15 protein-coding genes and 1 tRNA gene are annotated in these 20,872 nt (G+C 44.4%); 7 read left to right on the top strand and 9 right to left on the bottom strand.

Going from position 1 to position 20,872, the window contains the following annotated elements:
• Positions 1–2: 2 nt before the first annotated feature.
• The gene (lepA, locus tag GVT53_RS17155) at positions 3–1,799 is read right to left on the bottom strand and encodes a translation elongation factor 4 (protein WP_166249710.1); all 1,797 of its coding nucleotides are present in this window, start codon (positions 1,797–1,799) and stop codon (positions 3–5) included.
• A gap of 151 nt (positions 1,800–1,950) precedes the next feature.
• On the opposite strand from lepA, the gene GVT53_RS17150 reads away from it, so the two are divergent.
• Both GVT53_RS17150 and dusB read left to right on the top strand, forming a co-directional pair.
• Positions 1,951–4,371, top strand: coding sequence for a TonB-dependent receptor (locus GVT53_RS17150; RefSeq protein WP_166249709.1), 2,421 nt, complete (start codon positions 1,951–1,953; stop codon positions 4,369–4,371).
• Positions 4,372–4,421: 50 nt separating this feature from the next.
• Positions 4,422–5,414, top strand: coding sequence for a tRNA dihydrouridine synthase DusB (gene dusB, locus GVT53_RS17145; protein ID WP_166249708.1), 993 nt, complete (start codon positions 4,422–4,424; stop codon positions 5,412–5,414).
• Here dusB and GVT53_RS17140 read toward each other — a convergent pair.
• Both GVT53_RS17140 and rbfA read right to left on the bottom strand, forming a co-directional pair.
• Complete coding sequence (locus GVT53_RS17140; protein WP_166249707.1) at positions 5,411–6,616, bottom strand: ABC transporter permease; 1,206 nt, start codon at positions 6,614–6,616, stop codon at positions 5,411–5,413. The two genes, dusB and GVT53_RS17140, sit on opposite strands and share 4 nt — an antisense overlap.
• A gap of 2 nt (positions 6,617–6,618) precedes the next feature.
• Positions 6,619–7,014, bottom strand: a complete 396-nt coding sequence (gene rbfA / locus GVT53_RS17135; protein ID WP_127136013.1) for a 30S ribosome-binding factor RbfA — start codon at positions 7,012–7,014, stop codon at positions 6,619–6,621.
• Positions 7,015–7,116: 102 nt separating this feature from the next.
• On the opposite strand from rbfA, the gene mce reads away from it, so the two are divergent.
• Entirely contained in the window at positions 7,117–7,524 is a 408-nt protein-coding gene (mce, locus tag GVT53_RS17130; protein ID WP_166249706.1) for a methylmalonyl-CoA epimerase, read from the top strand.
• 57 nt (positions 7,525–7,581) lie between these two features.
• Positions 7,582–7,655: transfer RNA gene (locus GVT53_RS17125), tRNA-Ile, on the top strand.
• A gap of 351 nt (positions 7,656–8,006) precedes the next feature.
• Here the strand turns inward: GVT53_RS17125 and GVT53_RS17120 are convergent.
• From GVT53_RS17120 to GVT53_RS21225, 4 genes are all read right to left on the bottom strand, one after another.
• Positions 8,007–8,642, bottom strand: coding sequence for a DUF7002 family protein (locus GVT53_RS17120; protein WP_166249705.1), 636 nt, complete (start codon positions 8,640–8,642; stop codon positions 8,007–8,009).
• Complete coding sequence (locus GVT53_RS17115; RefSeq protein WP_166249704.1) at positions 8,642–10,291, bottom strand: adenylosuccinate synthetase; 1,650 nt, start codon at positions 10,289–10,291, stop codon at positions 8,642–8,644. Before GVT53_RS17115 ends, GVT53_RS17120 begins: the two co-directional genes overlap by 1 nt.
• On the bottom strand, positions 10,281–11,753 hold the full coding sequence (locus tag GVT53_RS17110; protein WP_166249703.1) for an ImmA/IrrE family metallo-endopeptidase: 1,473 nt from the start codon (positions 11,751–11,753) through the stop codon (positions 10,281–10,283). The genes GVT53_RS17115 and GVT53_RS17110 overlap by 11 nt, the downstream gene beginning before the upstream one ends.
• 255 nt (positions 11,754–12,008) lie before the next feature.
• Positions 12,009–12,242 (bottom strand): helix-turn-helix domain-containing protein, encoded by a 234-nt coding sequence (locus tag GVT53_RS21225; protein ID WP_335341876.1) that lies wholly within the window; start codon positions 12,240–12,242, stop codon positions 12,009–12,011.
• 774 nt (positions 12,243–13,016) lie between these two features.
• Between GVT53_RS21225 and GVT53_RS17105 the strand changes: the two genes are divergently transcribed.
• The 3 genes from GVT53_RS17105 to GVT53_RS17095 all read left to right on the top strand — a co-directional run bounded on the left by GVT53_RS17105 (position 13,017) and on the right by GVT53_RS17095 (position 19,867).
• Positions 13,017–16,046, top strand: coding sequence for a SusC/RagA family TonB-linked outer membrane protein (locus tag GVT53_RS17105; protein ID WP_166249702.1), 3,030 nt, complete (start codon positions 13,017–13,019; stop codon positions 16,044–16,046).
• A gap of 17 nt (positions 16,047–16,063) precedes the next feature.
• The gene (locus GVT53_RS17100) at positions 16,064–17,494 is read left to right on the top strand and encodes a RagB/SusD family nutrient uptake outer membrane protein (protein ID WP_166249701.1); all 1,431 of its coding nucleotides are present in this window, start codon (positions 16,064–16,066) and stop codon (positions 17,492–17,494) included.
• A gap of 72 nt (positions 17,495–17,566) precedes the next feature.
• On the top strand, positions 17,567–19,867 hold the full coding sequence (locus GVT53_RS17095; protein ID WP_166249700.1) for a zinc-dependent metalloprotease: 2,301 nt from the start codon (positions 17,567–17,569) through the stop codon (positions 19,865–19,867).
• A gap of 166 nt (positions 19,868–20,033) precedes the next feature.
• Here the strand turns inward: GVT53_RS17095 and GVT53_RS17090 are convergent, their stop codons facing one another.
• Positions 20,034–20,276 carry a DUF6520 family protein gene (locus GVT53_RS17090; RefSeq protein WP_166249699.1) on the bottom strand — a complete coding sequence of 81 codons (243 nt, stop codon included), beginning with the start codon at positions 20,274–20,276 and terminating at the stop codon, positions 20,034–20,036.
• A 58-nt stretch (positions 20,277–20,334) separates the two neighbouring features.
• On the bottom strand, positions 20,335–20,838 hold the full coding sequence (locus GVT53_RS17085) for a MauE/DoxX family redox-associated membrane protein (RefSeq protein WP_240905072.1): 504 nt from the start codon (positions 20,836–20,838) through the stop codon (positions 20,335–20,337).
• Positions 20,839–20,872 lie beyond the last annotated feature (34 nt).

The following is a 20,872-nucleotide window of genomic DNA, read 5'->3' as shown; positions in this document are numbered from 1 at the left end:
GGTTAATCGTTCAGTTTTAGCACGGCCATAAAGGCTTGTTGCGGTATTTCCACGTTCCCCACTTGGCGCATACGTTTTTTACCTTTTTTCTGCTTCTCCAACAACTTACGCTTACGGGAAATATCGCCACCATAACATTTGGCCGTAACATCTTTTCGCAACGCTTTAATGGTTTCCCTGGAAATGATTTTGGAACCGATCGCTGCTTGAATCGGAATATCGAACTGTTGCCTTGGAATAAGCTCCTTTAGTTTCTCACACATCTTTTTACCGATGGTGTGTGCATTGTCAAAATGGACCAATGCGGATAGTGCATCCACGGGTTGGGCGTTCAAAAGGATATCTACCCGAACCAGTTTGGATACCCGCATGCCTATCGGCGAATAATCAAAAGAAGCATAGCCTTTCGAGACGGTTTTTAACCGGTCGTAAAAATCAAAAACAATCTCCGCCAAGGGCATGTCAAAAATAAGCTCGACCCTTTCCGTGGTCAAATAGGTCTGGTTAACAATCTGTCCTCGCTTTTCTATACAGAGCGACATCACGTTGCCAACAAAATCCGATTTGGTGATAATCGTCGCCTTGATGTAAGGCTCCTCAACACGGTCTACGGTCGAAGGATCTGGAAGGTCGGACGGGTTGTTTACGATAACGGCTGTTTCCTTGTCCTTTGTGGTATAGGCGTGGTAGCTCACGTTGGGGACCGTGGTGATCACGGTCATATCAAATTCGCGCTCCAAACGCTCTTGGATGATCTCCATGTGCAACATGCCCAAGAACCCGCAACGAAAACCAAAGCCAAGGGCGGCACTACTTTCCGGAGTAAAAACTAGGGATGCGTCGTTCAGTTGCAGTTTTTCCATGGAAGAGCGCAGGTCTTCAAAGTCCTCGGTGTCCACAGGGTAGATTCCGGCAAAAACCATCGGTTTTACGTCCTCAAAACCACCGATCGGGTTTTTCGTGGGGTTGGCCGAATCGGTGATGGTGTCGCCCACTTTTACCTCACGGGCATCTTTGATGCCCGTGATCAAATATCCCACATCACCTGTAGAAATCTTCTGTTTGGGATGCTGGGTCAATTTTAGCGTACCGATTTCATCGGCTTCGTAGGACCTTCCGGTAGCTACAAACTTTATTTTCTGCCCTTTGGTGATTTCCCCGTTCATTACCCTAAAATAGGTCTCGACCCCTCTAAACGGGTTATAGACGGAATCAAAGACCAATGCTTGTAAGGGCTCGTCACGATTTCCCTTCGGGGGAGGTATCCTATCAATGATGGCGGTCAAAATCTCTGCAATTCCAATCCCTGTTTTTGCACTGGCCGGTATTACCTCTTCCGGTTTGCACCCCAAAAGGTCCACGATGTCGTCGGTAACCTCTTCCGGATTAGCGCTTGGCAAATCAACTTTGTTGAGCACTGGAATGATTTCCAAATCGTTTTCCAATGCCAAATACAAATTGGAAATGGTCTGTGCCTGAATGCTCTGTGCGGCATCCACGACCAAAAGAGCGCCTTCGCAGGCCGCAATGGAACGAGATACTTCATATGAAAAATCCACGTGTCCGGGAGTATCGATCAAATTGAGCACATATTTTTCGCCATTGTGCATATAGTCCATTTGAATGGCATGGCTCTTAATGGTGATCCCTCTTTCGCGCTCCAAGTCCATGTTGTCCAGCAACTGGTCCTGTTTCTCGCGTTCGGTCACCGATCCTGTAAAATCCAACAAACGGTCGGCCAAGGTACTTTTACCGTGGTCTATATGTGCAATGATGCAAAAATTCCTGATCTTCTCCATATCAACTATAACATACCCTAAAAAAGGGACTTAATCAACTGCAAATATAATTGTTTTAAATACCTGTAAATGGTTTTTTCTCAATAAGAAAATTCCGACCTATTCCGCTCAGAAATAATTTCTTAGATTTGATGCTCAACCCTAACCTCTAATGAAGAACCTCACCTCTATTGTTTTATGGGTGTCTTTCACAATTTGTGGCGCATACGGCCAGACCTTTACAATAACGGGAAAGGTGGTGGACGAGCAAAATCAGGTAATTCCCTACGCCAATATTTTATTGTTGAACGCTACGGATTCCACGTTTGTTAAGGGAAGTTCCGCCGACGATGAGGGTTTTTTTGAACTCTCCGAGGTTGCCTCGGACCTTTATTTGTTGCAGGCGAGCTATGTGGGCAGAGGTTCCGAGCCACGGGCCTTGGATATTCATGGAGATGTATCGCTCGGCGCTTTGATCATACCTATGGAAAGCAACGAATTGGATGAGGTGGTGGTCACAGCTCAGCGCCCCAAGCTTCAAAGATTACCAGACAGACTGGTCTTTACGGTTCAAAATACGGTAGTTTCACAGGGAACATCGTGGGACATACTCAAAAATACGCCCGGGGTCATCGTTAATCAGGATAATTTAATGATTCGCGGTCAAAATGCCACCGTTTACCTGAACGATAGAAAGGTGCAGCTCTCTGGACAAGAGGTCCAGGATTTGCTGCAAGGACTCTCGGGAACAAACATCAAATCGGTAGAGGTAATCGCCAACCCGCCGGCAAGGTACGATGCCGAAGGAGGCCCCATATTGAACATCGTTACCAGCAAGAACATTGTACCCGGTTACAAGGGAAGCGTCAACGGAACCTTCACACAGGCCGTATTTCCAAAATACAGTATCGGAACCAGCCATTACTACAAAACGGACAAGCTCAATTTGTTTGCCAACTATACCATCAATCCCCAAAAGGAAATCAACAAGACAAAAAAGGGCATCAATTTTATGGATGGGTCCAATGATGTTTTTTCCATTTGGGACACCGATTACAATCAAACGGATAGGTCGCAATCGCAAAATGCCAGCTTTATTCTGGATTATGATTTTGATGACCGCAACAGCTTGAACATCACATCCAACCTGCTTTTTAACTTAGATCAGGAACAGGAGACCTTGCTAAGCACCGAAATGCGAAACGCACAGGCCCAATTGGACTCGACCTTTACCACCCGTAACAATGCCAATATGGACAATACCAACATGGCATTTGACCTGACCTACGTGCACAAATTGAAGAAAGAAGGCGCTCAAATTAGGGCAAATGGACACTATACCTATTTTAATGGGGAGATGTTCCAAAGACTTTCCTCCAACTATTTTGATGCAGGCGGGACTTTTTTGAGGGATTTTGGTTTTGACACCGATTCGGACCAAGAAATCGAAATATTTACCGGACAACTGGATTATTCAACCCCCGTAGGAAACGCATCCATCGAATCCGGGGCGAAAATATCATCAATCACATCGGAAAACACGATGAACTTTTTCAATTTTAACGGTTCCAGCAACACGGTCGATGCATCGCAATCGGACAGATATATTTATGATGAGAAGGTGTACGCGGCCTATATGAGCTTTATAAAAAACTGGGAAAAATGGTCCATGAAGCTGGGTGTTCGGGGTGAGCTCACCAAGGCCGAAGGAAACTCCATCACCTTGGGAGAGACCAACACGCAAGACTTTTTTGAACCCTTTCCTTCGCTCTATGTACTGTATTCACCTTCTGAGAAACATAGTTTTTCCTTTGATTATGGGAGAAACATCAACCGCCCAAAGTACAACGACCTGAACCCTTTCCGGTTTTTCTACAATGAAAACGATTTTGAGGAGGGAAACCCAGGGTTGAGACCAAGTTTCAGCAACAACTTTAACTTTAATTACACACTCAACAGCGAGTATTTCTTTGATGTTTACTATCGCGACAATGGGGCCAACATTGCCTACTTGGTGTTTCAGGACAATCAAAATCAAACCTTGGTGGAACTCAAACAGAACGTGTTGAAAAGTAAATCGTACGGGTTGGATTTCACCGTAAGCAAGTCCATTTTGCCCCCGTGGTTTTTATACGCCTACACATCCCTGTTCCATGAGGAGGAAACTTTTTTGGCAGAGGAGAGCGGAAATGTCCCTTTTACCAATAAAGTAAATGGGGTATATGCCTATCTGGGCAATTATTTGACCTTGTCAAAGGATGGTACCTTTACGGGCGAAGTGGCCGCGACCTATGTTTCACAGTTCCTGTACGGCTCTTATGTGTCGGACGAGCAATTCAATTTAACGATCGGGCTGCGCAAGACCTTGTTCGATAACAAAATAATCTTGTCCCTTGCCGCGGAAGATATCTTGGAGCAGTATGTGCCCACCTATCGTTCGCAGTATCTCAACCAGGATAATTTTTACCGTAGACGTCCCGAAACACAGTTTATCCGCTTTGGTTTCACCTATAATTTTGGAAACTTTAGACTGGAAGATAACCAAAGGGGTATCGATAAAAACGAGCGCGACCGACTACAATCGCAGAACTAGCTTTTAGTTATTGTCTATTTTGTACTTTTGCAGTCCAAAAACCGTAGGATTTGCCAAAAATTGGAAACATAGAACTCCCTGATTTCCCGCTTCTTCTAGCTCCGATGGAAGATGTGAGCGACCCGCCTTTTCGTAAACTGTGCAAGGAGCAGGGCGCCGATGTGGTCTATACCGAGTTTATTTCTTCCGAAGGACTGATCAGGGATGCCGCCAAAAGTGTCATCAAACTGGACATTTACGAAAAAGAGCGCCCTGTGGGCATTCAAATTTTTGGTGCCGAATTGGATTCTATGCTCCAGGCAGTGGATATTGTTGAAAAATCGAACCCCGATATCATTGATATCAATTTTGGCTGTCCCGTTAAAAAAGTGGTCTGCAAAAATGCAGGGGCCGGTATTCTGCGCGATATTCCGTTGATGGTGAAATTGACCGAAGAAATCGTGAAGCGCACCAAACTGCCCGTTACCGTGAAAACGCGTTTGGGGTGGGACCAAAGTACCATCAAAATTGTTGAGGTGGCAGAACGATTGCAGGATGTGGGTATCGAGGCCATTTCCATTCACGGACGTACCCGTGTGCAGATGTACAAGGGCGAGGCCGATTGGAAATCCATTGCCGAGGTGAAAAACAACCAGCGGATGCATATTCCCGTGTTCGGAAACGGCGATGTGGACACGCCCGAAGCTGCCGTAAAAATGCGAGATGAATACGGATTGGATGGCGCTATGATCGGTAGGGCAAGCATTGGGTATCCTTGGTTTTTTAACGAAGTGAAACACTACATAAAAACGGGTGAACACATAGCTCCGCCAACAATGCAGGAACGTGTGGAGGCCGCTCGTAGGCATCTGCAAATGGCCATTGATTGGAAAGGTGAAAAACTGGGCGTTTTTGAAACCCGAAGGCATTATACCAACTATTTTAAAGGCATTCCGCACTTTAAAGAATACCGTATGAAAATGGTGACCAGCGATGACGCTGCAGATGTTTTTGCCGCTTTTGATGAGGTACAGGAAAAATTCGGGGATTTTCAGTTTGCTTAAGCGGAAATCAATTTTTGGGTGATTCGGCTGCTTGCAATTTTTGAAGAGATAACCCCCAAAACCACAATCGTCCCGATTACAATCAACAAGTTGATAACATTGAATTCCACGGGATAAGCTAATGACGGTGTAATCTTCAACCACCCAAACGCCAATTGGGAACCAATCAACAGCGAACCGATCAAAACACCTATCAATCCACCGAAAGAGGTGACCAATACGCCTTGGATAAAATATATGCGTCGCAATTCTTTTATCGTTGTACCCAAGCTGAACAAGGTTTTGGAGTTCTGCTGTTTGTCCAAAATCATCATAATAATGGCCCCGACAACATTGAATAGGGCGATGATCAAAACGAGGGTAAAAATCAAATAAGTTGCCAAGTTTTCGGTGTTCAGCATCCGGTAGAGCGAGGTGTTTTGTTCCCTACGCGTCAAAACGGAAACTTTATCGCCCAAAACCCCAACAATGGAGTTCCTAATATCCTCTGGCGAGGCATTTTCCATCAATTTAAAATTGATGCCTGAGACTTCGGTGCTATCTTTCTGCAATAGCTCTTGAACCAAAGGAAGTCGTGTAAAAACATATTTTTTATCCAAAGATTCCTCCACGGCATAAACGCCGCTTACCACCAAAGCAAGGTCGTCATAAGGTTTCGGGTTGAATCCAGGTTGCGAAAAAGAGCCCTCGCCGGGCTTGGGCACCAAAACTTCCATGGCGGTCCTGTTGTTCATCGGAACACCCAGTAAATTGTAGATACCAATTCCGATAACCCCATTGTGGACATCGGGGCCCCAATTTCCAAAAATAAGGGTGCTGTCCACCCCTGTAACGGCTCTGTAGTTTTCATCAACCCCTTTAATGTAGGCGATGGTGCTTTTTTCCTTGTAGGTAAGATAGGCCCGCTCTTCCAGTTCTTTGGAAAAGTTGGCCAGTCCATCAATTTGACCTAGTTGGGCTTCTTCATCTGCAGAAACTGTAAAATGTTTGCCAATCGTGGGTGAAGCCTTCAAATCGGGATCAAAGGTATTGGAAAAGGAAAGGCTGAACGTCTTTAAACCTGCAAAAGCGGAAAGCACGATAAAAAGGGCCGCGGAACCTATCACAATCACTAAAAAAGTGATGAAATTGATGATATTTACCGCGTTTTGGCTGCTTTTGGACCGTAAATAACGTTTTGCGATATAAAGCGGAAAGTTCAAAATCAGGATTTCTTACGTTTGTCGAGCAGGTCCCTGTTCTCGATAGGGTTTTCTTCTCTTTTCAATGATTTTTCAATCCCTTCGATGTATTCCAAGGAATCATCAAGATAAAAATTGAGCTCGGGCACACGCCTAAGTTGGTGCTTGGTACGCTGGGCCAGTTCGTAACGGATGGCCACTTGGTTCTCTTTGATGCCTTCCAACAGTTCTTTGGCACCCTTGTTTGGAAAAATGCTCACATATACCTTGGCCAAGGATAGATCTACGGTCACGGAAACCTTGGAGACGGAAATCAAGGTTCCCTTAAGGCCACCATCGGTAGCGGCCCGTTGTAAGATATCGGCCAGGTCTTGTTGAATGATTCCCGCTATTTTTTTCTGTCTTTGTGTTTCCTCCATACTGCAAAAATAAGCGAATTAATGACTATCATCACGCTATTAACCATTTACAGTGTGTAATTTTGGAAAAAGGCGAACATTTTAACGCATATTGCTACTCATATGGACAAAATTGAACACATCGGGATTGCGGTCAAAGACTTGGCTGCATCCAATGCATTGTTTGAAAAGTTGTTGGGCGTGCCACACTATAAAATCGAGGAAGTCGCTTCGGAGGGAGTAAAGACTTCTTTCTTTCAATCGGGCCCTAACAAAATAGAGTTGTTGGAAGCGACCCAACCAGACAGTCCCATTGCCAAATATTTGGAGAAAAAGGGGGAGGGCATTCACCATATTGCCTTTGCCGTGGAGGATATTGTCTCAGAAATTGAACGTTTGAAGGGCGAGGGCTTTGTGGTTTTGAACGAAACACCCAAAAAAGGGGCGGACAACAAACTAGTGGCATTTTTGCACCCAAAGGGCACAAATGGCGTGCTGGTGGAGCTTTGCCAAGAAATAAAAGAAGCCTAGGACGTTAAAACCTTGCGCTGAAGAAAAATAAACACTAATATTGCATCCGCAAAATGCGGTCCTATAGCTCAGTTGGTTAGAGCACCTGACTCATAATCAGGTGGTCCCTGGTTCGAGCCCAGGTGGGACCACGTCAGTGTACACAGGGCCTCCGAGAGCTTCGGGGGCTTTCTTTTTGATCTCCTTTAAGCTTCTACCCTAACTTTACCCTAACTTTTGAAAGTTTAACAAGTTTTAACAGGTTCCGATTGTGTTTGAACTCAATTTATATGATTTGAACACAAAATATCATTTCTTCTACATTTTGCTATAAGCAAGAAATAAAAGGATGTATTGTATTTCTGGAGGTGCCATATTGTATTATTTCAAAAAAAATGACCTAATCTGCTGTCGATTCATAATAATCCCTGATTATTAAAATTAATTTGACTTGGCAAAACAAACCATCCATTAAATCAAATAATAACACAACTTAATAAGAATCATTCAAAATCTATCCATGGACCATTAGGGTTCGAGGAAATCATAGCTGACTCTGGAATTATACAAGTATCTATAACTGTTATTTCTGCAAGTCTGCCTATACCTTCATTATAGTCTTCTACGGTTTTAAAAGTGTTCAAGTCTCGTGGCGGAGGCGCCCCACCCCATTTTGGATGACATCTTGTGGCCCCAGAATTCAAATGACAAAGTAAAATATCTTCGTTAGCGTCAATTAAATCCTCTAAGGGCACTCTCAAAATTCTTGGACCTTCATGGGAATATCTGGTAAAATGAGTATTAAGTCTTTTAATTGAAGGCCAGAAAAAGACTCGATCATTTAACAGCTTAATAAAGTCTCTTGCGGAAGCCCCGTTTTGCAAACACTTATTAAGACTTTTTATGCTAATAGGAGCTTGATCTCGAATTGCGATTGATGCTCCGTCGACATTTATTATAACATGATTTGGTCTTCTATTTCGTACGAATTCATTTTTCTCATCCGGACTCAATTGAGAGGCGTTTACAAGAGTGGTTGTGCTATGTAACAATCTTGATTTGCTTATATGGGGAATGTTATTTGACGCTGTCAAATGATAAACGTATGGTATTTTGTTCAGTAAAATATCTAATTCCATTAAATCCAGTTTCTTTTATCAATGATTGATCTATAAGAGAATCGTGTTGCAATAAGGCTCACAGGAACCTCAGCACACCTTTCAAGCTCTTCTATAAATCTCATGGTTTCTGGGGTTAATTGATTATATCGGCGAGCATTTTGATTTTCATAACTTATATAGTCAGAAAAAGTAAATGCAATATCTGTAGGCGTATTTAGTTCGCAAGCTTTTCGAAACAAACGCCAGTTGAATTCAGCTATTCTACGATTTTTTTTAGTTGTAGACGTCTTCTCAATTTTTTGCATTTCTGAGAGTGGATAACCAGACCTTTTTGAAATTGCTTCTAGTGTTATTTCCCTACTCATAAATTCTCCCGAGCTTCCACCTTCTGGGTTTTGTACTCTAATAGGATACCTCCTGACGACCATTACTACTTTTCGAACCTTCCCAAATCCAAGCCCAGCTTCAGCCAGACACCCTCCTGCTGTTGTTTCTCTGGAGGTTACATAGGGATATAATCCATGATGAATACTTAAGAATGTACCTTGAGTTCCCTCAAGAAGTATTTTTTTGTTTTTAAGATTCATCTCTTCATAAACCTTACTGGCACTTCCAATAAATGCTTTTAACTGATTTTGGTTTCGAGCTTTAAATGAGTCATCTGCATTTAATCTGTTAATGAACAAGTTGTTTGCAGTAGCTGCACCAACACCTTGTTTGGTAGAGCCGATTTTATCCAATTCCTCTTCGATTCGTATATCATCGTTGGAGATAATTGTCGCATTTTCATCAATTACAAGTCTATCGGGAGTTACTTCGAATTTCTTTATTTCTTTTAATAAGACCTCCACACTTATTACAGCTCCAGGCCCAATGACCAAGACAGAGTCTTTATTCTTATTTGCACCGGAAGGTATTATATGGAAAACATCGGGTGACGGATTATTATATACTTTATGGCCTGCATTTGGGCCACCAACTCTTACTAAGCAAGAGTATTCTGGCGCCAAATATGCTGCTATTTGTCCTTTACCTTCTGAGCCAAACTGACCACCGACAACTACATCAACATTTTCTGTATGTATGTTGGGTAGAATTCTCAAAAAAGCAGAGATTCTAACAACATGATCATCCGGAATTGCAGTGTCTTCTGTATGAACAACTAAATCACTTATTTTTTCTAAGTCTTTTACCTGCATTTCCGTTTTATCCTTTGAATAGAATTCAAATTTTTCAACTGCCTCCTCATAAGTTTTGAACTTATCACTTGCTCTTCCTCTTTCAACGAATCTCTTTAGCCTTATATCTCTTGGACATTTCAAATGAATGTGACAAACCGCATCACCATAAGCTCTTCGAAAAGCAGCGATTTGTGGTGATATTCTTGCGCTATCAATAATTATTCTATTTTCTGGGATTAAACTGTCGTGAAGTTGGTCAAGAACCCAAGAACCATCCGTGTTTTTGTCCTTTGCCTCACCGAACTGTTGTAAAAGACTTCGGTCCTCGGGTATAATGCCCCCATTTTCTGCCGCATAACAATCTTCCAAAACTTTGCGCGTGCTAAATTGTTTGAAAAAATGATGTTTTTCTAACCCCTGGCAAATTGAACTTTTACCGCAGGCAATTTCCCCACTAATAATTATAATTATTTTTCTATTCCTCATCCACCTCCTTTAAAATTAAAGATTGGTTTATATTGGGTGGGGGGACATTATTGTTAGGTAGAAAATAAATTGTGACATTTATACCATAGGAAGCTAATTCGTCATAGATTATCCCTTTAATTATGTTCCAATTTCCTTTGGCTTGACCAGAACCTATTGGAGGCATATGTACCGTATAATCAGGGTTTTGTTCTATATATTTTCTTAAACTAATAAGGCCGTCTCTTAAACTGGAATATTTTAGAGGAATATTTCCATCTTTTGGATATAGGCCATCTTGCGCTAAGATTTGAAAAACAATAATGTCAAAATCTACTCTTACGAGGTTGGTTTCACCTAACTTGAAATTGTTCTTATCTTTCTTCCAATTTTGAAGGCTACTCTTTGTTTCTTTGTATTTCTTAGCCAGAGCTTTCCCAAACCCAAAACCGACGCCTGCATGATTGTTAACAATTTGGACAATAATTTTTTTATTATCGCCTCTAGGTTCTGTTGCATCGCCTGAAACAAGATATATTCCTTTATTTCTTTTTTTGACAAACTTACTGGGACTAATTAAAATGCCAACTCTGGGGACTAATTGTTTGCGAATTGGCGATAAACCAACTGACTCGACATTGAATTCCTCTCCATTAAATTCTTCCCATGACTCAACTCCATAAGAAGTCCAACCGGGTCTTTTACATTCATATGCACTGGAATTAAAGTCAATTTTGCTACCTTTCTCAAGAACTAGATTAGATTCTTTAGATTTTTGGGAATAGCTAACAATTAATTCTCCTTCTCTATTGTATGAACAAATAGCCACTGTACAGGGGTAATCGACTACTGTGCATAATCTTAGGAAGACTGACTCTACAGAAGCTTGATAATCACGCGCTAGTGAAATGATATTGGAAATTGTGGGGTCTATTGAATTTGCAGTTGTTGTAAATTCGGCGTAGGGGAGCAAGAGTTCTGAAGCTCCAATGTTACACAAAAATTCTAACTCCCAAGAACCACTTTCCAAGTGGTTTTTCCTGTATCGGATAGTGTCAGCACAATCAGTAAAAAGTGTATGTGCTATTTCATGTGCGATGGAAAAATTGGTTCTAGCGGTGCTCTGAAAAGGATTGTATTCAATAATAAAGGAGTCATTTTCAGGGATAATTCTTGCTTCAGAGATTAACTCGTTTGGGGTAACCTTATACCCCATCAGAGAAGCAAGATGTGACATATTGAAAGGCGGTCCAACCCACCCAGCGTTGAAAGCTTTAAGGACTAAATTTCTACTTCTTTTTATTATTATTTCAATAGGATCCTCAAATTCCTTATCCTCTGTTAATAATTCCAACACCGATTTGTGTTTCCAATTGACATATATGTCTGGAGTTCCTTTGATTCTTGAAATCTTTGGACCAGCTTTGGCATACCCTCTCTTTTGCAAATAATCTTTGGCAAATTTTGAAGTGGTATTACTCATTTATTTTTTTGTTTTAATTAAAAATACAAAGTTTTGTTTGTGTGCTGAAAAATATGAGATAAAACTTACAAACGGTTTTTAGGGGAATGTTTATAAATCTTTATGGACTTCTTATATATGCCTAGGTAAGATATGCCAAAATGGGCAGATTGAAATTTAATTTAAGAATTTGTAAGAAAAGTAAAATGGGAATGTTCGTTATGGATTTTACATTTACAAAGTGAAAAGTTGTTTAAACAATTTTTTAATTCCTTACTAAAGTCCAGCTATTTTAAAAAACTCACTAAGTTTTATACCCTTCGCTTCACAAATTCTATTTAGTGTTTCCACCGGTATTCTATATTCATTTCTGCCTTTAATTTTCCTTACGGTACTTTCATCAATGTTGTGATTAATAGCAAAAGAACTCTGAGTCTTTCCTTCCTTTATCCAAGGAAGTAACCATTCATTGGTTATATAGCTACATATTTTCACATTTACATTTGACATATAAACAAAAGAAAAGGAAGAGAAATAAAATACTTCGGTCGTTCGACCGAAAACCAAAATATTTTATTACCTTGCATCCAGTTAAATAAATTTGCGATTCTTCGTTAGCAATATATTTGAAGCAATCGCTTTGATTCTCGGATGGAAAACTGGTAATTTTTTATGCGAACGAGATGATAAGCAGTTTGCTCACGACCCGGGCGTGGGCTCACTTATCGTTTGCAGGGCATTTACCAGTGCCTCCGTCCGTTAAGTTGAGTTTCCACGCCCAACTTTTTCTTAGCGTTTAGTTTTTCTTTATTTCTTTTTCGATGTGTCGCAAACCTTTTAGGTTATGGGAAACATTTGGCAACTTTTTTCTGTAGGGTTCACACCGTGTTTTTGTTCCATTTTTGGGGCCTGTCACTCGGTGTTCGACATCCTTTTTAAGAAAAAGCCAAAGAATCCCGTATAACCAAGGACTATCGTTATGGGTTTTACGCTACTTATTTTTCGGTTTAAATTTATTCTTCTGACCCATAACTGACATATATATTTTTCGGGCAACCGGCCCAATCACGAAATCATAGTCTTATTCCATTAGGAATCCCATTTCCAAGAGCACTTGTTTCTTGGACAGGATGGCCTATGCCCGAACCAAAATGCCCTAAGGTAAGTTACGACATTGTCGGGACTTCGGGGGCAGTGCAAACAAAAAACCTCCGGACAGGGTAGCAATTGTCCAGAGGCACGATTCAATTAACACTAACGGTTAAAATCAAACGACTCAAAATCATGAAGATAATACGGATAAATGCGAACAGATTTTCCCTGTTCCTAATCATTAACATGCTGCTGGCCCTTTGGCCATCAGAAACCTTGGAGGCTGCCATGGCCCCACCTCCCCAAGCTATGGTCACCGGCACCGTTACGGACTCTGATGGAAACCCTCTCGTCGGGGTAAGCATCCAAGTAGAGGCCACCCAACGGGGCACAATCACCGACCTTGATGGCTCCTTTACCATTCAAGCCAATCCTGACGATACCTTGTACTTTTCAATCATTGGTTTTAAACCTTTGACTGTTGGCATCAAGGGAAGGAATGTGGTCAACGTCCAAATGGAGGAAGATGTCACCCAATTGAGGGAAGTAGTTCTCAATGCGGGCTATTACACCGTATCCGAAAAGGAACGTACGGGCAACATCGCCACCATCAAGGCCGAGACCATGGAGAAACAGCCCGTGGGCAACCCCTTGGCTGCCATGCAGGGACAACTTTCAGGGATCAATATCGTCCAAAATACGGGTGTCCCCGGTGGAGGATTCGAGGTCGAGGTACGGGGCAGGAACTTCATCAATGGGGTCAGCGACCCGCTCTACATTATCGATGGCGTACCCTTTGGCTCCCAGTCCCTAGGTTCCGGCAGTGTCTCGGGTGGGATTCTGGGAGGAAACATCAGTCCGCTCAATGCCATCGACCCTACAACCATAGAAAGTATCGAGGTATTGAAGGATGCCGATGCCACGGCCATCTATGGGTCGAGGGGAGCCAATGGGGTAGTACTGATCACCACGAAGCGTGGAAAAGCGGGCAGGACAACCTTCAGTGCCAACCTCAGTACCACCTTGGGCCAGGTTTCCAATTTTTTGGAACTGATGAACACCCAACAATATTTGGAAATCCGAAGGGAAGGCATTATCAATGACGGTTTCGGGGACTTTTTGAACGACCCCAATTTTGATCTGTTCTTTCCGGACCTCAAAAGCTGGGACAATTCACGATATACGGATTGGCAGAAGGTGCTCATTGGCGGTACGTCCTATCGCAACAATGCCCAGCTTTCGGTATCAGGGGGCAATGAACGGACCAGCTTCTTGATCAGCGGCGGCTATTTAAAGGAAACCACGGTATTCCCCAGGGACAGCAATTATAAAAAGGCAACGGTACAGAGCAAGGTGAACCACCGCTCGGAGAACGACCGTTTCCAGATCGACCTGTCCACCATCTATTCCAATGAACGAAACCGATTGCCACAGCGGGATTTCACGGGACTGGCCTATACCTTGGAGCCCAATGCCCCAGAAATCTATGATGAAGAGGGACGGTTGAACTGGGAAAACAACACTTGGAACAACCCCTTTGCCGCTCTGGAGGAGGACTATGTCTCCAAGGTGAATACACTAATTGCCAATGCCTTGGTTTCCTATAAGCTATTGCCCAACTTGGAACTAAGAACCAGTCTGGGCTACAATACCTATCGCTTGGATTCCTACCGGACCCTGCCCAGCAGTGCACGTAACCCGAGTTTGGGACTGACCCCTGAGAACTATTCCTCGATTACCACCAACGTTTCCCAACGGGACTCATGGATTGTGGAACCCCAACTCCAGTGGAAACAAAAGTGGAGCAGGACAGCCCTGGATGTATTGATAGGGACCACCTTACAACAACAGACCACCGAGGGTTTTGTGCAGCGTGGGATAGGTTTTCCCAATGAGGATTTGATCTTTAACCTATCCGCTGCCGAAACCTTGGAAGTGCTGACGGATACGGAAAGTGAGTACAACTACAATGCGGTCTTCGGTCGGGTGAACCTCAAGGTGATGGGCCGTTACATTCTCAATCTGACCGGTCGTAGGGACGGTTCCTCCCGTTTTGGTCCCGGCCGGCAGTTTGGGAACTTTGGGGCCGTGGGTCTGGCCTGGCTCTTTAGTGAGGAATCCCTTTTTGGGGACAATTCGATATTGAGCTTTGGAAAATTGAGAGGTAGTTATGGAACCACGGGCAGTGACAATGTCGGTGATTACCGGTTCTTGGATACCTATAGCGTAACCGGATTTGATTATAATGGGATTTCCATATTGGAACCCACGGGCATTTTTAATCCACTTTTTGGATGGGAATCCAACCGTAAGCTGGAGGCAGCGTTGGAGTTCGGTTTTTTCAATGACCGCATATTGCTAAACACCTCATGGTACCGCAATCGTAGTTCCGATCAGTTGGTCGGCATCCCCTTGGCGGCCACCACCGGTTTTTCCGAATTGACAGGCAACTTTGATGCGACCGTTGAGAATTCTGGGGTAGAGGTGGACCTTCGTACCATCAATCTGAGAAATGGCAAATTAAAGTGGTCCACAAGGGTCAACCTTACGGTGCCGAGGAACAAATTATTGCGCTTCGACGGTCTGGAATCTTCTCCCTTTGCCAATCGCTATGAGATCGGCAAGCCACTGACCATTGTCAAGCTCTACAATGCCCTTGGCGTGGATCCGGAGACGGGCCTCTACACCTTTGAGGACTACAATGGGGATGGGAATATCAGTAGTCTGGAGGACCGACAGTTCATAGAGGACCGGGCCCCGCGTTTCTATGGCGGGTTGGGCAATACCCTTACCTATGGCAAACTATCCTTGGATGTATTCTTCCAGTTCAAAAAGCAGAAAGCTTTTGACCAATTGGCCTTTGGTACTACCCCAGGCTTTCGTGGGAACGCCCCGGTCGAACTCTTGGACCGTTGGCAAGAAGTTGGGGATATGGCCCCCATTCAAAGAGCTTCTGGGGGACTCGCCCCGGATGTGGACCGCGGGACCTTCCAGCAATTGAGCAATGCCGCATTTTCCGATGCCTCCTTTGTTCGTTTGCGGAACATTTCCCTGAACTATGGGCTGGGCCGGTTGGATAATGGCATGCAGGTGAATGTTTACCTACAGGGACAGAACCTATGGACTTGGACCAAGTATTGGGGACCTGACCCTGAACAACCTTCCAACGTTAGACTGCCACAACTGCGGCAGATCACCCTTGGACTGCATGTAGACTTTTAACCATAAAAAAATTAGATATGATACAACGAATAAACAAAATCAGGAGCGCAGGAGACCATGGTCTTCCAGCACTCATAAAACAGCTCAACCTTCAAATCCTTCCGTTGCTCATGAGTCTGGGTATGGTAGGCTGTACGGACTTTGTGGAAGTGGAACCGCCCAAGGATACCTTGGTCGCGGAAACGGTATTCGATGAAGCCTCCACGGTACGCTCCGCCATGGCCAACCTATTTTTCGGGATGCGGGAACAGGGCATGGTATCGGGCAGTTTTGGCCTGACCACGGCCTTGGGCATCTATGCGGACGAACTGGATTATTATGGATTCGAAGTGCAGAACACGGAGTTCTACCAACACAATCTCTTGGCAGGCAATGAATTGGTGAGGCAATGGTGGGCCAATGGCTATGAGCTGATCTACGGCGCCAATGATATCATTCGAGGTGTGGAAGAATCACAGTCCCTGAGCGAGGAGGAAAAGGCCCTATTTACAGGACAGGCCCTAATCGTCCGCTCCTATATCCATAGTCTCTTGGCGCAGTTGTTCGGTGATGTCCCGTATATCACCACGGTGGACTATCAGGCAAACAATACTGTATCACGTAGCCCAGAGGCGGAAGTTTTTGAAGCGATCATAACCGATCTGGAACGGTCCGTGGCTTTATTGGAAGGTATGGAAAATCCATCGTCGGAACGCACCATCCCCGACCAGTATGCAACAAAGGCCTTATTGGCCCGGATGTACCTGTATGTAGGGGATTGGGCGAATGCTGAAGCCATGGCCTCCGAACTGATAGGAGCCTTTGATCTGGAAGACGATTTGGAAAGGGTCTTTCTAAAGGATTCGGGCGAGACCATTTGGCAATTGAAGCCGGGCGAGGCCCCTAGGAACACCCAAGAGGCAAACCGATTGATTATACAGGCGGTTCCAGGCCAGACCTATGCACTGACCGAATCATTCATGGACAGTTTTGAGGAAGGCGATCTCCGGGAAGCTTTTTGGACGGAAAGCATATCCAATGCCGATAATACACTGACCCTGTTCTACGCCCATAAATACAAGGCCGATTTTTCCCAGACGGAGTCCATGGAATATTCAATTGTACTGCGTTTGGCGGAACAATACCTGATTAGGGCCGAGGCCAGAGCACTATTGGGCAACCTCTCCGGTGCAGCAAGTGATTTGAATACGCTCCGCAATCGGGCAGGCCTACCGGATATCCCTATAGGAACACAAGGGGAACTATCGGAGGCTGTATTGCAGGAACGGCGGATGGAACTGTTCACGGAGCGAGGGCATCGTTGGTTCGATCTGAAACGCTTTGGAGAGGCCAGTGCCGTATTGGAAGGTATCAAGCCAGGGTGGCAGGATACCGACCTGTTGTTGCCCGTTCCGGAGACCGAGATGGAGATCAACCCCAATCTACTGCCGCAGAATGCCGGATACTGATAATTGTGAACAAGAGAGGATGCCAGGGCATTTCCAGCAGAAGCCTTGGTCTCCTCAATAAAAATGACATCAATGAAAAAACTCGTAATAATACTATGGCTTTTTATGACGGTTGGGGGATTTTCCCAAACACCGAAAACCAACCCCATAAGTGAGGATGAAGTGCTAGCTTCCACAACAGGGTCAACGTTTCTGACCTCCTTTATGGAGGAGGGGGAGCTCTATCTCAATATTCCGAGGGAGGTGCTGGAGAACCCTATGCTCTTTATCCGCTATGACTATAGAAAAGCATATAAGTATATACAGGTGCTTTGGTCATTGGAGGGGGACAAGGTGCTATTAAAACATCCTAGGGTAAGGTCCTCTGCTGGAATCATTTTACCTGTAAGGCACCACAAGGCCTTAAAGGATAATATTTTGGCCATGTTCCCCTTGGAAAAGGATATGTGCAAGCAAGGGGACCTGTGCATCAATATCACTTCCTTGGTAATGGACAATATCATTGAGTGGACCAAGGGCTTCACGGAAACCTTGGTGCCTCAGTTGAGCCTGTTACAGGGCTCGAAGGATTTTCACAACGAGGTAGTCATCAAGACCCGACGTGGTTTGATGTTCGAAGGTTCGAGAGTTTCCTTTCCAGTATTTTTTGGATTGGCGGCCCTTCCCGAGAAACTGATGAAAGGTAGGAACTATGACTATCGCATGGGATTCTTCAACGAGGACCGGAGTGGTATCGATAATGGTGAACCCAAGAACAGTGTGGCCAATATTGCTCGGTGGCGATTGGAGAAAAAACACAAGGATCGGAAACTGAGCGTTCCCGTTAAACCGATAACCTTTGTCATACCGCCAGATGTTCCCGAACAGTGGAGACCTTATGTGAGGGCAGGTATCGAAGAATGGCTGCCTGCCTTTGAGTCTGCAGGGTTCGAGGATGCCATAGTGGTCAAGGAAACGGACAGCTTGTCGGAATGGGAGGCCCATAGTATCCATACCTCCTATGTGGATTGGGGCGATTCCAAATATTTGCGCGGCTTTGATGAGTCAGGTGGTACTGTATCCCATATAATTGATTTCAGGACCGGTGAAATCCTCAAATCTGACATCTATCTAGGAGCGTCGGTCGAAAATGTTACGGACCGTTATTTCATTCGTTGCGCGCCCTTGGACAAACGGGCCCAGTCGTTGCCTTTTCCCCAAGAACTTACGGGAAGGCTTTTTCAAAGGATTGCCGCCCATGAGGCGGGTCACGCCTTTGGTCTTTTTGACAGTAACTATGGGGAGTTTGCCTATCCCGTCGAAAAGATGTCCGATATCCAGTGGCTGAAGACCATGGGCCATACCCCAAGTGTAATGAATTATTCCAGGGAAAACAGTATTGCTCAACCGGCAGACAGTGTACCCCCTGAACTGTTAATCCAAAAAGTAGGTCCGATGGACCGGTACCAAATCCAATGGGGCTACACTGAATTCCCAGAGGAAATGTCAGAGCAGGAGGAGGACTTTGCCTTGGAGCGTATTATGGGGATGCAGGATTCCATTCCCTGGTTTAGGTTCAATCAAAGCCAAGCAGAAGTATTTGGGCCCGCTACGGCCAATGAAGTAGTGGATACGAATAATCCCGTCCAGAGTACCAAGTTGGCCCTGAAGAACTTGGAACGTGTTATTTGCCTGATGCCGACCGTCGTAAAGGACCAAAAGGACATTAGAAGATTGGAAAATCTATATGGAAGATTACTGGAACATTGGAAAGACCATATGCTCTATGTGACCTCTTTGCTAGGCGGGTACGATATTCGGTACAAGCCCATCAGTACCCCTGGCAAGATGTTCACGCCAATCCCTTTGGCCATGCAGGAGGAGGCCATGGACTTTTTGCATGCCAATGCCCTGAATCCACCGCAATGGTTGGTTGCCCCGGAGTTCCTTCCCAAACTGGAGTATTCCACCTTTCCCGACAAAATGGTCGAATTCCAACAGCGGTCGGTGGACGAACTATTGCGGACGCGACGCTTTAAGCGCTTTGAATATATGGAAACGCTTGAGGGCTTTGAAGGCACACTTGAATGGTATCTATCGGAATTGCAACAAGGATTGTTCAGGGAACTGTATGAAGGTTCTCCCAAAGTAGGACGGATAAGACAAGAAATCCAATCCTATTATATCGACCGGGCCATTATGGCGGTACATCAAAACGCTCATCATACCTATGCAGAAATGAAAGCTTTTGATTATACCGCTTACTCCAAAGGGTTGTTGATGGCGCAGTTGGTGAAATTAAGGGGGGATATCAGGAGCAAGTTAAAAAAGGAAAAGGACAGTGATGCCAGAGGGCATTGGGAGCACTGCTTGGCCCGATTGGATTCGTTGTAAACATATCAATGGGTCAACAAACCAAATAGCAGAATGTAAACGATATCTCCAGTGGGGGATGGCAGTTTTCAACAACTAAAGAGTAATTTTTGTTTTCATTTATTTTTTGAATTAGTCAAAAAGGTGCCCTGTGAGGGGCACCTTTTCTACTACGAGTGACAAGGAACTATGGGTTCCTGCCCAATGGTGTGGACAGGGAAGGTTCGGCATATAATTGATTGCCGAAGTAGGTACAACTGATGTCGCCGTTAGGTTCACAGTCGTCCCCTATGGTCACCTCCATGACCCCGCTTGACGTTTGATAGTACGCCACTTGACTGACCGTATTGCTCTCGGTGGCAAAGGCCAGACCGACCGCCAATAGAATGGCAAAGGCCGGTAAAACAAGTTTTAAAAATTTAGTTTTCATAGTATTAAGAATTAGATATGAATGCCTACTCTTTTTCTAAGGTTTTCGGCTTCCCCTTTCACTGCACAGTGTTTTTCGACGTTGATTTTTTTCTTGTGTTTTCCATGAGCACGATACCGATCAATGCCAGGACGATCCAAAAGGCATTGAACACGAGGTGCGTTTCCCAGCCCATGGAGGATATGACCCCACCGCAGGAGCAGGGGATATGGTCACTGAAACGCAGCATCCAAACGATATAGCCCGTGAAAAGGGACATTAGTATAAGAGACCCGTAGAGGGCAACCAGCCGATATACTTTGGTCAGTAGCAGGATGGCGAGAACAATCTCAAGAAGAGGCACGATCCAGGCAATCCACTCGGCGAAGGGACCCAAGAGCTGCGAGCGGCCCAATTGGAGCTTAAAGTCAGATAGTCCCATGAGTTTACTGCTCGCAGTATACAGGAAAAGTATGCTGTAGAGATAGCAGATGGTTTCCACTACGGCTTGACGCTTTTTTATGAGTATACCAGTATTCATTGTAAGGATTTGATTTACAATGATAAAAGTAAAAGGGTCCAAAGATCTCTAAGGGATTATTTAGGCTCTGAGAAGG

This window comes from Flagellimonas oceani, from assembly GCF_011068285.1.
Classification (GTDB): domain Bacteria; phylum Bacteroidota; class Bacteroidia; order Flavobacteriales; family Flavobacteriaceae; genus Flagellimonas; species Flagellimonas oceani.
This window is presented reverse-complemented; position numbering and strand designations above follow the sequence as displayed.